The following is a 16,386-nucleotide window of genomic DNA, read 5'->3' as shown; positions in this document are numbered from 1 at the left end:
TGTCCTCCTTCACCCTAGATGAAAAATGGAGCCTACCTCCCGCCAAGTTGTTGCGCGAGCATGAAGCCCGACGCCGCCCCGGTGCCGGCGCCGGGCCATGTTGCCGCCCCGGTCAGGTGCAGATTGCCGACCGGCGTGTTCCAGCCAGCGTAACCGCGCGCCGGCCGGAACAGGAAATTCTGCGCCAGATGATGACTGCCGCAGATCTGGTCGCCGCCGACAAGGTTCGGGTTCTCGCGTTCGAGGTCGATGGGCGAGAACACGGCGCGGCCGAGGATCTTCCGACGAAGGCCGGGCGCATGGCGCTCGATAATGTCGAGGACGCGCTCGGCGTAGTGCTCCCTAGCCTCGTCCCAGTGAGCCGCCGCGATCGTGCCCGCCGCATCGCCCACAATCTCGGCCGGCAGCATGCGCACCTGCACCCAAAGCACGTGCTTGCCGTCCGGCGCGCGCGAGGGATCGACGGCCGTCGGCTGGCCGACGACCAGCACTGGTTCGTCCGGCAGCATGCCTGCCATCGCCTGCTGGTAGGTCAGCGACATGGCGTCGAGCGACGGCGAAAGGTGCACATAGGCGAACTGCCGAAGCTCGGCGCCGGCGCGCCAGTCCGGCAGGTCGTCGAGCGCCAGATGGATCATCAACGTCCCCGGCGCGTGGCGGAGTTTTTTCACGGCCGTGTCGAAGCCGGTGTCGCCCGATCCGCTAGGCAACAGTTTCCCGGTCAGCGCCTTGGGCGCGACACCGGCGATGACGGCCTTGGTGGCTGTGTGGGTCTCGCCGGAAGCGAGCCGCACGCCGGTCGCTTTGCCGGCCGAAACCGTGATCTCGGCGACATCAGCCCCGGTGACGATCTTGCCGCCGGCGGCCGTGAGCATGCCCGACAAAGCGCGGATAATCGTGTCGGCGCCGCCTCTGCCGAGCACCATGCCGAAGCACTGGTTGGCCATGGATTCGAGGTAAGGGAACTCCGCGCCGCCGGCGATATCGGGCGCGAAATCGAGATGCATGCCCCAGGTGGCCAGCGTCGCCCTGACATGCGGTGACTGGAAAGTCTCCTCGAGCCACGCGCGGGGTGAGGAAAGCAGTAATCGACCGGTATCGAGCGCGCCGGCCAAACCCTTCTTGCGCCAGAGGTTCCAGGCGGTGCCGGCGAGCGCACGGCCGCTCATCGGCGAGCCCAGCAGCCGGAACAGATGCTCGGCCTCCGCCGGGAATGCCGCAACCAGACGGCGCCATGTCTGTGCGTCGGCGTCGGAAAAAGCGGCCATGCGCGAGGCGGTCTTTTCCAGGTCGCTGCTGACGCCGAACCAGCTTCCGTCCGGGAAGGCGCTGGCAAAGCAATCGGCCACCGGCGCGAATTCCAGCCCGTGGGTTTTCAATTCATTTGCATATTTCTTGTGAAAGGCCGAGCCGGCGAACAGGCTGAGATTCATCGCGCCGAAATCGTGCCGGAAGCCCGGAAGCGTCAATTCGCGCGTCTGGACGGCGCCGCCGATCGTTGCATTACGCTCGAAAACTGCCGTTTTCCAGCCTTTGAGCGCCAGATGCGCGGCGCATGCCAGACTGTTGTGGCCTGCTCCGACAAATATGGCGTCGAACTCGCTCACGCCCCGTCCCATTTCCTTTATGCTTAAAGATAATTGCAGATGCATATGTTTTCGTCTAGTAGGATATTAAGGGCCGCGAGAGCCTTCAGCACCATCGAGAAAGAGGGAACAGAGACCATGGATACACAACAACTTCTAGGCGAAGTCGCCGGCCAGCTGCTTTCAGGCGCCATCCAGGTGGTCGACCTGACGGCGCCGCTCGGGCCCAACACGCCACTGATCAAGCTGCCGCCGGAACTGGCGGTCGACACGCCGAAGATCGAGATCCACGCCATCTCCGCCTATGACAAGAACGGTCCGTGGTGGGCGTGGAACTGGCTCAAGCTCGGCGAGCATTCGGGCACGCATTTCGACGCACCCAACCACTGGATCACCGGCAAGGATTATCCGGACGGCGCCACCGACACCATTCCGGCGCAGAACTTCGTCGGCCCGGTCAACGTCATCGACTGTTCGAAGCAAGCGGCAGGCGATCACGATTTCCTGCTCACCGTCGATCACATCAAGGCATGGGAAGCCGAACATGGCGCTATCAACCCCGGCGAGTGGGTGGTGATGCGCACCGACTGGTATAAGCGCAACGGCTCGGAAGCCGAGTTCCTTAACGCCAATGAGACCGGACCGCACACGCCTGGCCCGACCGCCGAAGCCATCCAGTATCTGATTAGCAAGGACATCAAGGGCTGGGGCAGCGAGACGATCGGCACGGATGCTGGAAAAGCAGGGGGAATGGAGCCGCCGTTCCCGGCGCATAGCCTGATGCACAAGGCTAACCGCTACGGCCTCGCCAGCCTTTGCAACCTCGACCGGCTGCCGCCGAAAGGCGCGATCCTGATCGCCGCGCCGCTCAAGATCGAGCACGGCACCGGCAGCCCGATCCGCGCGTTGGCGTTGGTGCCAAGGCAATAGGATAGCTGCGGTCTTCGGGAGAAGATCATGTGTGGAAGTGGCACTGTGGTGACGGAGTGGGAGCGGCAGCCTTGCAAAGCTGCGGCTCTACGGCGCGGTAGAGCGCCAATCTCTGCAATTGAACTCCTGCCGGCTAGGAGCACGCATCGATGAGCGCTCCCGATCACATCGTCGTCGGCAGCGGCATCAACGCGCTGGTCTGTTCGGCGATGCTTGGCGGCAAGGGGGCGAAGGTGCTGGTGCTCGAGCGCAACGACCGCATCGGCGGCTGCATGCGCACCGAAGAAATCACCGCGCCCGGCTTCATCCACGACGTGATGGCGACGACCTTTGTCCTGTTCATCACCTCGCCGGCCTATGCGGCGCTGGGCAAGGATCTGGCCCGGCACGGCCTGGAGTTTTGCAACACCTCCACGCCGACCGGTGTGCTGCGCCCGGACGGCAGCCATGCCGTCCTGCGCATCGATCGTATCGCCAATGTAGCGGCGATCAATGCGCTTGCCGCGGGCGACGGCGACCGGCACGCAAACGATGTCGGCGAGATCGAGCGCAACGCCGGTCTGCTGTTCGGACTGCTCGGTGGCAGCCTGTGGTCCTACCCGACGGCCAGGCTGCTGGCGGGTGAAGCCTGGCGGCGCGGCCCGCGTGGCCTTGCCGCCTTTCTCGGCAGCGCGCTGGTGCCGGCGCGCGGTTGGCTGGAAAGCACCTACCAGTCGGAAACCATGCGCGCGCTGTGGGCGCCCTGGGTGCTGCATGCCGGCCTCGGGCCTGAGGACGCGTTCTCCGGCCAGATCGCCAAGGTCATCGCCTTCGCGCTTGAGGCGGCCGGCGCGCCGATCGTCAAGGGCGGTGCCAGGAATCTGCTGGCCGCCTTCGAAGCCCTGATCAGGGAACGTGGCGGCGAAATCCGCACCGGCGCCGACGTCGCGGCTATTGTCCAAAGCGGAGGCCGCGCCGCCGGCGTGCGGCTGGCTTCGGGCGAAACGATCAACGTGAACAAGAGCGTCATCTGCTCGGTCACGCCGACCCAGCTCTACCAGCGGCTGCTCGGCGACGCGGCGCCGAAAGCCGACGTCGAGGCAGCGCAAAAATACCGCTACGGCAAGGGCAATTTCCAGATCCACTATGCCTTGGACAAGCCGCCGGCATGGCGCGGCGAGGGCCTGGACAAGGTCGCGCTGCTGCATCTGACGCCGGGGCTCGACGGCGTCTCGAAGGCCTGCAACGAAGCCGTGCGCGGCATGCTGCCGGAGGTGCCGACCATGTGCGTCGGCCAGCCGCACGCGCTCGACCCATCGCGCTGCCCGGACGGCAAGGCGGTCCTGTGGCTGCAACTGCCCGAGGCGCCACGGCATATCAAGGGCGATGCCGCCGGCAAACTGCAAACACCGGCAGACGGTCGCTGGACCGAGGCGCTGCGCGAAGCCTATGCCGACCGTGCCGAAGCGATCCTCGCCAGCCATATCGATGGGTTCAAGGACAGCGTCATCGCACGCCGCGCCTGTTCGCCGGCCGACCTGGAAGCGATGAACATCAATCTGGTCGGCGGCGACCCCTATGGCGGTTCCTCGGCTATCGACCAGTCGTTTCTGTGGCGGCCGTTCAAGACGAGCCGCAATCACGCCACCGGGATCAAGGGCCTCTACCATATCGGCGCCTCGACCCACCCCGGCGCCGGGCTTGGCGGCGGCTCCGGTTTCCTGCTGGCGGGGAGGCTGTGATGGAACAGAAGGTTGAAAAGCGCCAGCGCATCTCGACCCTGGGCCAGATCGGCTTGCAGCAGTTCGCGCCCTATCTGATGAACCGCATCATGGGCCGCTACAACGCCACCTTGCGTGACAATTTCCGCAGGCAGGGCCTGACCATTCCGCAGGTGCGCACGCTGGCCGTGCTGTCGGTCACCGATGGCGTCACCGTCAACGATCTCTCGGTCTATACCGTCATCGAGCAGTCGACCTTGAGCCGCACGCTCGACACGCTGGAGGGGCAAGGGTTTGTGCGGCGCGAGCAGGGGGTCACCGACAGCCGTATCCGCCATGTGTTCCTGACCGACGATGGCCGCGCCGAGTTCGCGCGCGCCTGGCCGGCCATGCACGACGCTTTCGAGGCAATGTTCGACGATGTCGACGATGCCGAATACGCGGCGCTGATCGCGACATTGCAGAAGATGCTGAAGAACATTCGCAAGCACGACATCTGATCTTACGCGCCGCCATCGGGGCGGTAACGGAAGGAGCCCAAAATGGCCGAACGGTCTTTTGCCAAGGAAGTCGAAAAGCTCAGGCTCGGCGCCGGCGAGGAGTTTTCCGGCGAAGGCATTCTCGCCATCACCAAGGCGCTGCTGCAATGCGGCGTCGGCTATGTCGGCGGCTATCAGGGCGCGCCGATCAGCCATTTGATGGACGTGCTGGCCGACGCGCAGGATATCCTGGGCGAGCTCGGCGTGCATTTCGAGGCCAGCGCCTCGGAAGCGACCGCCACCGCCATGCTGGCGGCATCGGTGCACTATCCGATCCGTGGCGCGGCCACCTTCAAGTCTACGGTCGGCACCAATGTCGCCTCCGACGCGCTCGCCAATCTCGCTTCCGGCGGCGTCACCGGCGGTGCATTGATCATCGTCGGCGAGGATTACGGCGAAGGCTCCTCGATCATGCAGGAGCGCAGCCACGCCTTTGCCATGAAGAGCCAGGTCTGGCTGCTCGACCCGCGACCGAACCTGCCGTCGATCGTCAAGGCGGTGGAGGACGGCTTCGAGCTGTCCGAGGTTTCCAACACGCCGGTCATGCTGCAGGTCCGTATTCGCTGCTGCCATGTCCACGGCCATTTCATCGCCAAGGACAACAAGCGCCCGGCAATGACTGTGGCCGATGCGCTCGAGGCGCCGCGCCGCGACACCGGCCGCATCGTGCTGCCGCCCGCGTCCTTCCTGCACGAGAAGGAAAAGGTGCAGAAACGCTGGCCGGCGGCGTTGGATTTCATCCGCACCAACAAGATCAACGAGTTTTTCGGCCCGGAGCACGGCTCGGTCGGCATCGTCATGCAGGGCGGCATGTACAATTCGGTCATCCGGGCGCTGCAGCGGCTCGGCCTCGCCGACACTTATGGCGACACCGACGTGCCGCTCTATGTGCTCAACGCCGTCTATCCCTTGGTCGACGACGAGTTCCTGTCTTTCTGCGAAGGCAAGGACGCCGTCCTCGTCGTCGAGGAAGGCCAGCCCAACTACATCGAACAGGCCTTTGCCGCGATGCTGCACAAGGCCGGCCGCGGCACCAAGCTCGTCGGCAAGGAACATCTGCCTATGGCCGGCGAATATACCGGCCAGGTGATGCTCGACGGCATCGGATCGTTCCTGCGTGCCACCATCCCGCATCTGCTGCCAAGCGAGGTCCGCGCGCCGAACAAGATCGGCGACGGGCTCGACACCGCCGACCTGATCAACGTCGTCCCGGGCCGGCCGCCCGGCTTCTGCGTCGGCTGCCCGGAGCGGCCGATCTTCGCCGCCACCAAGCTGGTCGAGCAGGAGCTGGGCAAGCACCACATCGCCTCCGACATTGGCTGCCATCTGTTCTCGATCATGCCGCCTTTCGAGCTCGGCGCCACCACCATGGGGTACGGGCTGGGGCCAGCCTCGGCTTCGGCGTTCAATTCGCCCGATGCCAAGCGCCGCTCGATCTCCTTCGTCGGCGACGGCGGCTTCTGGCACAATGGCCTGACCTCCTCGATCGGCAATGCCGTGTTCAACAAGAACGACGGCGTCATCGTCATCGTCGACAATTTCTATTCGGCTGCGACCGGAGGGCAGGACATCCTGTCGTCCCGCGCCGGCAACAAGACCAAGTCGACCAAGCATCCGATCACCGAGGCGGTGAAAGGCATGGGCGTCAAATGGCTGCGCCACATCGACCGCACCTACGACGTAACCAAGATGCAAGACACGCTGCGCGAGGCGCTGACGACGGACGAGAAGGGCCCGAAAGTCATTGTCGCCTCGTCCGAATGCATGCTCAACCGGCAGCGCCGCGAAAAGCCGCTGGTCGATAAGGCGATCAAGGGCGGGACGCGCATAGTCAAGCCGAAATTCGGTGTCGACGAAGATATCTGCACCGGCGACCATGCCTGCATGCGGCTGTCCGGCTGTCCGTCGCTTTCGGTGAAGTCGCTCGACGATCCGTTGCGCGACGATCCGGTGGCGCATATCGACCAAAGCTGCGTCGGTTGCGGCAATTGCGGCGAGGTCGCCGATGCGGCGGTGCTCTGCCCGTCCTTCTACCGCGCCGACGTCGTGCACAATCCGAGCCGCTGGGACCGTTTCCTTGAAGCCGCGCGTCGCGCCATGATCGGTCTCTTGCAGCGGCGCCGTGAAAGCCGGCGCCTGATATTCGCCGATGCTTGACGCCGTTCCATCAACCCGTTCAAAGGCCGGCGCGCCGGACGACGAGCGCGTCATCAAGCTCGCCGTGCTGGCGGTCGGCGGCCAGGGCGGTGGCGTGCTGGCCGACTGGATCACCGACGTCGCCGAGCGCAACGGCTACGTCGCGCAATCGACCTCGGTTGCCGGCGTCGCCCAGCGCACCGGCGCCACCATCTATTATGTCGAAATGTGCCGCGACACCGGCCGCCTGCCGGTCTTCGCGCTGTCGCCGTCGCAGGGCGACGTCGACATTCTGATCGCCGCCGAACTGATGGAGGCCGGCCGCGCCATCATCCGCGGCTTCGTCACGCCCGAGCGCACCACGCTGATCGCCTCGTCGCACCGCATCGCCGCCGTCTCGGAGAAGATCGAGCCCGGCGACGGCCGCGCCTCGTCCTCCAAGGTGCATGCCACGGCGGAAGCCGCGGCCAAGCGCTTCATTGCCTTCGACATGGAGAAGATCGCCGCCGACAATGGCTCGATGATCTCGGCCAGCCTGCTCGGCGCGCTGGCCGGCTCCGACGCCTTGCCGTTCAGTCGCGAAAGCTATGAGCAGGCGGTCAGTGCCGGCGGCCGTGGTGTCAAGGCCAGCCTCGCCGCCTTCGGCGCCGCCTACGATCGGGCGCGCGGCATCGCGAGTGCGCCTTCGGGCGACAAGACTGCAGGGCCGGCGGCCGCTGAAACCGGCTCGGGCGCCGCGACAGAAGTCAGCGGCCCGGAAAGCCTGTTGAAGGGCTGGCAACAATTGGCGGCGCGCGTCGCCATGCTGCCTGTACCCGTGCGCGACATGGCGCTTCGCGGCCTGAAAAAAGTGGTCGACTATCAGGACGTTGCTTATGGCGGCGAGTATCTCGACCGGCTCGACCGGGCCGTCGCTCTGGACGATGCCGAACACGCCTACGCGCTGTCGATCGCCGCCGCCAAGCATCTGGCCAACGCCATGTGCTACGACGACATGATCCGCGTCGCCGACCTGAAGACGCGCTCTAGCCGCGACCGACGCGTACGCCGTGAGGTTGGCGTCAAGGACGGCTCGGTCCTGCAGGTGACCGAATATTTCCACCCGCGCATCGAGGAATTCTGCGGCACGCTGCCGGCTGGGCTCGGCAGCTACATCGAGGCGCGGCCGAAGCTCGCCGCCTTCCTCGACCGCCGCATCAACCGCGGCCGCCATATCCGCACCGACAGTTTTGCCGGCTTTGCCGCATTGTGGTTCATCGGCGGCCTGCGCCGCTGGCGCCGCCGGCTGCTGCGCCACAAGGTCGAGACCACCCATCTCGAGCGCTGGTACGCGCTGGCGCTGGGCCAAGTCGGCCAGGACTACGCGCTTGGCACGGAGATCCTCAACTGCCGCCGGCTGATCAAGGGTTACAGCGACACCCACGCCCGCGCCCAGTCGAAATTCGACCGGGTGCTGTCGGCGCTCGACCTGCTTAAGGGCCGCCCGGACGCCGCCGACTGGATCCGGCGCCTGCGCGAAGCAGCACTGAAGGACGAGAAGGGCGACATGCTCGACGGCGCGCTGAAGACGGTGGCGTCGCTGGGGTGGCACTCCCGTTTCATGAAGCACGGTCCCGCCGCAGCGGGGGAAGATGCCGGTAGCGACGGCGGCTGAATACCTCGCATTCTGCTAACCCCATTTTAAATCTATCAGGGCGTTTCAGTGGTTTTTAGAGCATCTTCAATCAGTTCCAGCACCAACTCTGGAAATGCGATCTCAACGTAATGCTGCGCTGCGTTGATGCTAGGCCAGAGCGCATCCCCTTTCTCCCCCATCATGAGGGCGGTCCAATGAGTTGGATAGTACCGCGCTAACATGCCGAGGAAATAGGCCAGCACGTAGGTGACTGCGATCTGGGAATATTGCTTACCCGGCCCAAATTGCGAGACTAGATACAGGTGTGGGATCGTGTCGAACATCTTGTGCACATAGGTATGCAGAAACTGTGGTGTATGCTGTGAGAAGAGCGCGGCGTCAGCGGTGATGACTACCATTTCTCCTTGTTCTGCTATCGAGTATCCTGCGTCGGTGAAATCCGAACGGAAGTGCTTGAGCCCCTCAGCGCGAACCTTCAACGACAGCCCGGCTTCGGTCGTGAAACTGATGTCCTGTATACCGACATAGCGCAAATCGCGTTTCAAATGCGCAAATTGGTTTTCAACATCGGGCAATCGGTCGAGGATGTCTAAGAGAGCAAACTCGTGGCCTATTGCGGGCACATCATAATCGAGCCTCCAGTCGACGGCCTCCGAGCGGACATGCAAGGCAATGCGATTTTTCGTTGCGGTCACCAAGTCGGAAAACAACCCTCCGGTGGTACGAACTTGCAACGCACCTACACCTGCAAGGGCTAGACTAAGGTCGCCTGATAGCCGGCCGGACCATGCGACAGTTTCCAATCCGTGCCCTTTAGCCAATCCCTCCTCGCCACCGTTCTTCCTGAACACCAATGTGAGTGCACGGCTCAATGATGCAACGCCATAGAATGTAAGCAGAGGCCGGACTGCATAGCTCGCACCGGCCGAGCTCCTGAAGAATTCACGCGCCTGCTTGGCTGACGCGATGATTTCCTTGGCGCGCCGGGCATTAAGATCGTTTTTGTGGAGCATTTGGAACCACCGAGAGACGACATCTCGGCTCTCCAGTGAAAGCAGGCGTTGCCAAGTTTCGGCGTCCATTCGAATTCCCCCCACCCTGCGTCAGGCAAATACACCATGTCTAGCAAAGGATCGCAGAATGCGAAATGACAGGCGACTAAGCTCATCGTCATGCAGGCATCGAGATGCTGTGACGTGGCGGGTAATTTCGCCTTCTCACTGGATAGCTGATAGGCTAGCAGCCATGTCAACCGACGAGTCGAGCGAAGCGGAAGATCAAGAGCCCACGCAGGGCGCACCTGCTCCCGGCGTAGCATTTGTCGTTCCTATCGAGACTTTCCGATTGAAGTCGGTGACGGCCTCGATCGATAATCCCAATGAGGTCGATATTCAGGGGACGCATACTCGGCTTGCAGCAGCAGCGACGGCTGCACGTGAGGTAGGTGATCCCGCCGCAGATGCCTTGCAGGTCCTTTCCGGTATCGCCTCATACCACTTCGTGCCGGAGAACCGCGTCGAGCCTTTCCAGCCCATGGCGACGTTCAGTGGTCGGCGTACGCTCATTCCCGGCGATCTCCTCGCAGAGCAAATAGAGGTGTTGGCAGCGTTCTCGCCTGATATCCCGAGTCCGGCCCTGCGAGCCCGTGTGTGCGATGTTTGCCGGTTGCGGGTGCCGAAGAACGCCAATGCTGGGATGCGCGCCGTTGGCGCCTACGTCGATTGCGTGGCGATGGTCTTTCGCGGCGAAGCCGAGTTCGCCTTTGAGAAAAAGAGCGCGGCATGCGTCACGGGATGCGACCTTCTGAGAAGGGCAACTATCATCGCGCGCCGCATGGGCTGGGATCGAGCCGAGTTCGATCCACTGCGCAACGTCATATCCGATGTTTCCCAGATGGCGGCAGGCTCGAATGACTCGTGGGGATTTGTCCATATCGCGCCCGTCAACCTTGACAATGGCATCTGGGAGCCGAAGGCCGTGGCGGACGCCGCCGAACATCTGGCAACGCACGACAAGATTGCAGGGGATCATTTCTGTCAGCGTGAGCTATGGCAACTCGCGGCCCGCGCATACCATCGGGCGAAGGATAACGAGAACGAGAGCCGTTGCTTGATCGCTGCGGCCGAGACGTATGTCGGCAACGCCGATGCGCGTCCCGAGTCTGCCATGGTGCAGGTCAGTTTCCTCGACAGCGCGATTGAAGCGTTGCGTCCGATACCGGGCACCGCGCAACGCCGCCGTGAGCTACAGGATCGTCTCAACGCTATCCAACCGAACATCCGAGATGAGATGTCGAGCTTCTCGCATGAGCAGGATATCACCGAACTTGTCGGCGCGATCGAAACGGTTGTTAGTGGGAAGCCGCTCCCGGATGTGCTTAAGGCGCTCTTTACTTGCGAACGCTCGCCTGAGCCCGACGCACTCCGAAAGCAGGTTCTCGAAAATGGCTATGGCAGCATATCGGCTATGATGCCGATGACGCTGAGCGACCATCAAGGCCGGACACGGTTCAAGGCTCCCGGCCTAAGCTTCGCTGGCCCTCCTGATGAGGATCAAGTGCGCTTCCTGATCAACCAGCAGGAACAGTTTCGACGACAAATGGCCGTGGCTGGTAAGATCAACACCATCCGCCGTGTGATCATGAACGAGCATTACGTCTCCCTCGCCATGTTTATGCCGATCATGCAGGCAAGCGCATTCGTGCCGCCTGACCATGAACTGATCTTCGCCAAGGGCGCGTTCCGGTTCCTCGCAGGCGATGACATCGAGGCTGCACACTTGGTCCTCCCGCAACTGGAGAACTCGTTAAGGTATATGCTCGCCTTGAACGGCATCGAGACGAACCGGATCAATCCTGACGGCACTCAGGAAGAGGCAATGCTGAGCCGCCTGCTAGAAGAGTACCGCGATCCCCTGCTTACAATGATCCCGGCTGCGATGTTGCAAGAAGTCGATCTTCTCTTCAACTTCCGGGGTGGCGCATCGGTGCGTAATGAGCTTGCGCATGGGAAAATGGGGGACGGCGACTTCTGGAGTCCGGACGTGGTTTATGCCACATGGCTTGTTCTGCGGACTGCGTGTGCGCCGTCGTTTGGAGTGTGGTCGGACGTTGCCGCCGCAATAACACGCATGGGCCGTCACTGAGTTCCTGTGGCCACCGGTTTGGTCTACATCCGGGCTGCCAACGTTTGAGAACCCACCGGAGGCGCAATGCGCGGTGATAACAGCCCACTTACCGAAGCCAGTCGATATTTGAAGTTTTCTTGGGCCGACCTCGATCTGCTGCCCGAAAGGGGGAAGACCGTGAGCATGCCAAGTTCGGGCGCGCTCTACCTGCGATCGGCAGGGTCATTTACTTCCACGCATTCGATGTCCTTCTCACCCGTCAAAGCGCGTCAGGCCCTCCCCCCACTCGGATACTGTGCGTTTTGCGGACGTGATAAAGATGCTAAAGGCAAGGCCTTGAAGCTAACAGACGAGCACATCGTTCCGGAGTTCTTGGGTGCAGGGATAGAGTTGCGAAGGGCCACGTGTGTCGCATGTCAGGCGATCACCGCCCGGTTCGAAAGCGAAATCGCCCGGCACATGTTTGACCCTGTCAGAAAGCATCTCGGTCTTAATGGAAAGAGCGGCTCGGTCTTAATGGAAAGAGCGGGGTGATAGAGAACACCAATTTCCCGGCTGATATCGGTCGTGAAGAATCTGATCGGGTCTTCATTCCGATCATCCACTACCCCACGGTCCTCGTGCTCCCGATGCTTTTCCCCGCATCAGTATACAGCAGCCGCTCATCGGACACTGATGGGCTATATCGCCTCCGGATGCACAACATCAACGCCTCGAAAAGGAATCTGGAGCAATACGAGATCGGAACTCTTTCAACTCAGGCAATCGATACCGTGCGCTTTTGTCAGATGATCGCAAAGATTGGGGTGACATATGCCGCCAGCAAATTTGATCCTCGCACTTTTTCTCCCGACCTGATGCAACTGATTACAGCGGACATGCCGAATGGGACGGCACAAGCATCGCACTACAATCGTGTCGGCTGCATATGGGATTCGCAGGACAGCGCCACTAGCGATCTGCATCAGCTAGAGCTTGGCACCATCGACTGGCTCGGTCAGTCGATGTTAGCTGTCAAGGTGCGTCTCTTCGCCTGCTATGAAATGCCTTCGTACTTCGTAGCCTTGAACTAAGCGCAGTTGATCCCTGTAATGCGACTCAGAATGCGGTGCCTCCTCGCGACCCCAGCGCTTGCTGCGGCCCAGACCTCCGACGGCTTTGGAGAAAGAGGCAAAAAGCGCCAAATTCCTACAGGAAATCAATGGTGCCGCTTAGGTGACTCGAACACCTGACCCCATCATTACGAATGATGTGCTCTACCAACTGAGCTAAAGCGGCCCGGGAAGCCGAGCTTCCAGGATGGGCTGCGTGATAGACGCAACCGGCCGCGAATTCAAGATGGCAGTCACGATTTCAGGACGAGGCAATTCGTGCCGCCTCCGGCCGGGCGCAAGGGCAGCCGCCGCGCGGATCTACCATTGGCCGCGTGATGCCGTATCGGCAGTCCGCCCCGTCCGCCACGTTGGCCGTGGCGGGAAAATCAGCGAAAAATGTTGATTCCTTTACCGAAAACCGCCGAAATGAGCTTTGTGCCCCTCGGCAAGGCAGAATGCAGCCGCTCGCTTGTTGATTGATTGGTCGCCTGCGGCTAACGATCATGGCAATGTGAGTGAAATTGCAGAGGGAATTCGCTTGGACGCGATCGAAAAAGCGATCCGCAATGCCTTCGAGAAAGGCAATGCCGACGACCGGACGTTTCGCGAGCGGGTCTATCGATCGGCTTTCGCGGCACTCGACCGTGCCCTGCAGGCCAATCCAAACGTCACGGTGGAAGTCGCCATCAAGCGGCGCAAGGCGGTCCAGGCGAAGATCACCGAAATCGAATCGGAATTCCTGCCGGCGGTTGCCGACGTCGCCGCGCCGACCGACAGTTTGGAGGCAGCACCGGAGGTGGAGCCCCCGGCCGAAGCTGAAGCCGCGCCGTCGCCCGATGTCGTCGTTGACGGTCCGGCGCAGCCGCCCGAATCCGATGCCCCCCGGTCGCGCGTCCTGCCGGTCGTTCCCGACATCATGCCCGATGCGCCTGTTGCCGAGGCGCCGGTGATCGACATGGGGGCCTCGGTTCCGACCGAAGCCGACGTCGAAACCGACGACGCGGAAGTGACGCCCGACCGCGACGACCGGCGGGCGAGGCGGCGGCGCCTGCCTTTGACCGCGATCTTCTTCGGTGTGACGCTGCTCGCAGCCGCCGGCATCGGCCTTTATTTCGCCAACCAGACCGGCGTCTTCAAATCGGCGACCGAGCTCGACACAGCGCCACCGGAAGCGCCGCCAACGGTCGATGGCGAAGATTTCACGCCGGACGACACCGCTTCGCCGCCGAAGCAGGGCGAGCAGGACGAGGCGCGCGACTGGATCAACGTCTTTTCGCCGGGTGACCCGACGCAGGTCAATGCACCGTCGGACGCCAAGGCCGACGTCATCCAGGACGAAAGCGGTTCCTTCCTGCGCATCCGCTCGGGTGCATCCGGTTCGGCCATCAGCTTCGACATCGGACAAGGCGTGTTGGAAAAACTAGCCGGCAAGCATGCCACATTCGACATCATCGCGCGCTCCGAGGAGGGGCAGGAGACGCAGATTTCCGTCGATTGCAATTTCGGCGAACTCGGCGACTGCGGCCGCAAGCGCTATGCGGTCGGTCGCGAGCGCAATGAATATCTGTTCGACGTGCGCTTTCCCGACAAGCGTCCGGGTGCTGCCGGCACCATCGCCATCAATTCCGACTTCGACAAGCAGGGCAAGTCGGTCGACATCTACGAGATCCGCGTTTCAGTCGTTCCCTAAAGCACGTCGCGTTCGGACAGGCCTCATGCGATGCGCTTCAGGTTCTTGTTTTGATGCATGTCGTTACCGCAAAACCGCTGCTTTTTGCGCGACATGCATTAACTATCGAGCAGCGCCTGCAGCGTCTCGATGCGGTCGGCTTCGGCCGCCGGCTTGTCCCAGCGCAGCCGCGAAATGCGCGGAAAGCGCATGGCAACGCCGGATTTGTGCCGCGTCGAGCGGTTGAGCCCTTCGAAGGCTACCTCAAGCACCAGCCCGTTCCTGCGGTCGGCACGCACCGAGCGGACCGGGCCAAAGCGCTCGATCGTATTGTCGCGGACATATTTGTCGATTTGCCTCAGTTCCTCGTCGGTGAAGCCGAAATAGGCTTTTCCCACCGGCACCAGCTCCTCCGATCCTTCCGGCCCGGACCAGACGCCGAATGTGTAGTCGGAATAGAAGCTCGAGCGCTTGCCGTGACCGCGCTGGGCATACATCAGCACGGCGTCGACCGTGTGCGGATCGCGCTTCCATTTGAACCACGGACCCTTCGGCCGCCCGGCCACATAGGGCGAATCCCAGCGCTTCAGCATGACGCCTTCGATGACCGGATGCAGCGGCTTGCGGCGCAATTCCTCGAGTGCCTGCCAGTTGGTGAATTCGACCAGCGGCGACAGATCGAAGCGGCTCGGATCGAGTGTCCTGACGAAGGCCTCGAGCCGGCCGCGCCGTTCGCGGAAGGGAAGTCCGCGCAAATCCTCGTCACCAATCTGCAGCGCATCGTAGCAGCGCATGAAGGCCGGGTATTGCTGCTGGGTCTTGGGTGACACGCTCTTGCGGTTCAGCCGCTGCTGCAGGTCCGAGAAGGTGCCCGTCGCCTGCCTGGGGTCTCCCACCAGAAGCTCGCCGTCGAGGGCGCCTGAAAAATCCATGGCCTCGGCAAGGTCCGGAAAGGCGCCGGAGACATCGTCACCGGTGCGCGAATAGAGCCGGCGAATGCCGCCTTCGCAAACCGCCTGGACGCGGATGCCGTCCCATTTCCATTCGGCCGCGTAGTCGGCCGGGTCGAGCTTTTCGAGGTCGCCGTCGCCGACGGCATTCGACAGCATCACCGGCCTGAACAGCGCCAGCGCCGTCTTCCTGGGTTTTTCGGCCTTGCCTTCCAGCCAGGCGAACAGCCCGGTATAAGGCGGCGTCAGCCCGTGCCAGAGTTCCTCGATCTCGGCGATATCGACCTTGCCGAAATCGGCCAGCGCCTGCTTGGCCAGCCGCGCCGAGACGCCGATGCGCAGGCCGCCGGTGACCAGCTTTATGATGGCGAAGCGCGCCGAAGTGCTGGCGCTGTCGAGCAGCCGGGCCAGCACCTGCGGCCCGTCGGAACGGCTCGCCGCCTGCAGCTTCGCCACCACCTCAGCCAGCGTCGGCTCGTGGCTCGCAATGTCGACCGGCGCCTGCGGCCAGACCAGCGACACGGTCTCGGCCAGGTCGCCGACATAGTCGTAGGAATAGCCGAACAGCACCGGATCCATGCGCTCGATCACCAGAGTGCGCAGCATCGCCGGCTTGACCGCGGCGATGGACAGATCGCCGGTGATCGCCGCCAGCGCCAGCCCGCGATCCGGATCCTCGACGCTGCGGAAATAGTCGGTCAAAAGCGTCAGCTTGCCGGTGCGCGACGGCGTCAGCACCAGCCGGTCGAGAAGCTCGGCGAAGCGGTTCATCGGAGGGGCGACGCCAATGGGGAAGGCTTGCGTTCTGTCGCGCCCCCCTCTGTCCTGCCGGACATCTCCCCCTCAAGGGGGGAGATTTGCTGTCGCGACTGCTTTCGCCAATTTCCAACGTTGCAGGATGAGCGGCAAAACCAAAGCTGCCGATCTCCCCCCTTGAGGGCAGGGGAATCGCATATGGCGATTTTGGGGTTGAGTTTAGGCTGAGAAAGGATTCTTTGGAGAGGCAGTTGAGCGAAGGAG

Annotated in this window: 12 protein-coding genes and 1 tRNA gene; 9 read left to right on the top strand and 4 right to left on the bottom strand. The window is 62.8% G+C overall.

The window, feature by feature from the left end; translation table 11 throughout:
- Nucleotides 1-32 precede the first annotated feature (32 nt).
- Complete coding sequence (locus NKI24_RS23810; protein ID WP_352748872.1) at nt 33-1,607, bottom strand: phytoene desaturase family protein; 1,575 nt, start codon at nt 1,605-1,607, stop codon at nt 33-35.
- Between the two features lie 117 nt (nt 1,608-1,724).
- Between NKI24_RS23810 and NKI24_RS23805 the strand changes: the two genes are divergently transcribed.
- From NKI24_RS23805 to NKI24_RS23785, 5 genes are all read left to right on the top strand, one after another.
- Entirely contained in the window at nt 1,725-2,516 is a 792-nt protein-coding gene (locus tag NKI24_RS23805) for a cyclase family protein (RefSeq protein WP_352448556.1), read from the top strand.
- 149 nt (nt 2,517-2,665) lie between these two features.
- Nucleotides 2,666-4,237, top strand: a complete 1,572-nt coding sequence (locus NKI24_RS23800) for a phytoene desaturase family protein (protein ID WP_352748869.1) — start codon at nt 2,666-2,668, stop codon at nt 4,235-4,237.
- Nucleotides 4,237-4,716, top strand: coding sequence for a MarR family winged helix-turn-helix transcriptional regulator (locus tag NKI24_RS23795; protein ID WP_023676846.1), 480 nt, complete (start codon nt 4,237-4,239; stop codon nt 4,714-4,716). The genes NKI24_RS23800 and NKI24_RS23795 overlap by 1 nt, the downstream gene beginning before the upstream one ends.
- A gap of 42 nt (nt 4,717-4,758) precedes the next feature.
- Nucleotides 4,759-6,912 carry a thiamine pyrophosphate-dependent enzyme gene (locus NKI24_RS23790; protein ID WP_352748866.1) on the top strand — a complete coding sequence of 718 codons (2,154 nt, stop codon included), beginning with the start codon at nt 4,759-4,761 and terminating at the stop codon, nt 6,910-6,912.
- Nucleotides 6,905-8,545 carry an indolepyruvate oxidoreductase subunit beta family protein gene (locus tag NKI24_RS23785; protein WP_352748863.1) on the top strand — a complete coding sequence of 547 codons (1,641 nt, stop codon included), beginning with the start codon at nt 6,905-6,907 and terminating at the stop codon, nt 8,543-8,545. Before NKI24_RS23790 ends, NKI24_RS23785 begins: the two co-directional genes overlap by 8 nt.
- 35 nt (nt 8,546-8,580) lie before the next feature.
- On the opposite strand, the gene NKI24_RS23780 is transcribed toward NKI24_RS23785, so the two are convergent.
- Nucleotides 8,581-9,609, bottom strand: coding sequence for a YaaC family protein (locus NKI24_RS23780; protein ID WP_352748860.1), 1,029 nt, complete (start codon nt 9,607-9,609; stop codon nt 8,581-8,583).
- Nucleotides 9,610-9,772: 163 nt separating this feature from the next.
- Between NKI24_RS23780 and NKI24_RS23775 the strand changes: the two genes are divergently transcribed.
- The 3 genes from NKI24_RS23775 to NKI24_RS23765 all read left to right on the top strand — a co-directional run bounded on the left by NKI24_RS23775 (nt 9,773) and on the right by NKI24_RS23765 (nt 12,726).
- Nucleotides 9,773-11,671, top strand: coding sequence for a DUF7380 domain-containing protein (locus tag NKI24_RS23775; RefSeq protein WP_352748858.1), 1,899 nt, complete (start codon nt 9,773-9,775; stop codon nt 11,669-11,671).
- 66 nt (nt 11,672-11,737) lie between these two features.
- On the top strand, nt 11,738-12,187 hold the full coding sequence (locus tag NKI24_RS23770; protein WP_352748856.1) for a hypothetical protein: 450 nt from the start codon (nt 11,738-11,740) through the stop codon (nt 12,185-12,187).
- On the top strand, nt 12,184-12,726 hold the full coding sequence (locus NKI24_RS23765; protein ID WP_352748853.1) for a hypothetical protein: 543 nt from the start codon (nt 12,184-12,186) through the stop codon (nt 12,724-12,726). Before NKI24_RS23770 ends, NKI24_RS23765 begins: the two co-directional genes overlap by 4 nt.
- Nucleotides 12,727-12,855: 129 nt before the next feature.
- Here the strand turns inward: NKI24_RS23765 and NKI24_RS23760 are convergent.
- Nucleotides 12,856-12,931 (bottom strand) — tRNA-Thr (locus NKI24_RS23760).
- A 354-nt stretch (nt 12,932-13,285) separates the two neighbouring features.
- Between NKI24_RS23760 and NKI24_RS23755 the strand changes: the two genes are divergently transcribed.
- Nucleotides 13,286-14,437, top strand: coding sequence for a hypothetical protein (locus NKI24_RS23755; protein ID WP_352748851.1), 1,152 nt, complete (start codon nt 13,286-13,288; stop codon nt 14,435-14,437).
- Nucleotides 14,438-14,535: 98 nt separating this feature from the next.
- Here the strand turns inward: NKI24_RS23755 and NKI24_RS23750 are convergent, their stop codons facing one another.
- On the bottom strand, nt 14,536-16,137 hold the full coding sequence (locus NKI24_RS23750; RefSeq protein WP_352748849.1) for a cisplatin damage response ATP-dependent DNA ligase: 1,602 nt from the start codon (nt 16,135-16,137) through the stop codon (nt 14,536-14,538).
- Nucleotides 16,138-16,386 lie beyond the last annotated feature (249 nt).

The organism is Mesorhizobium sp. M0701, assembly GCF_040320365.1.
GTDB lineage: Bacteria > Pseudomonadota > Alphaproteobacteria > Rhizobiales > Rhizobiaceae > Mesorhizobium.
The sequence above is the reverse complement of the archived record's forward strand: the minus strand, read 5'-3'. Positions and strand labels throughout refer to the sequence as shown.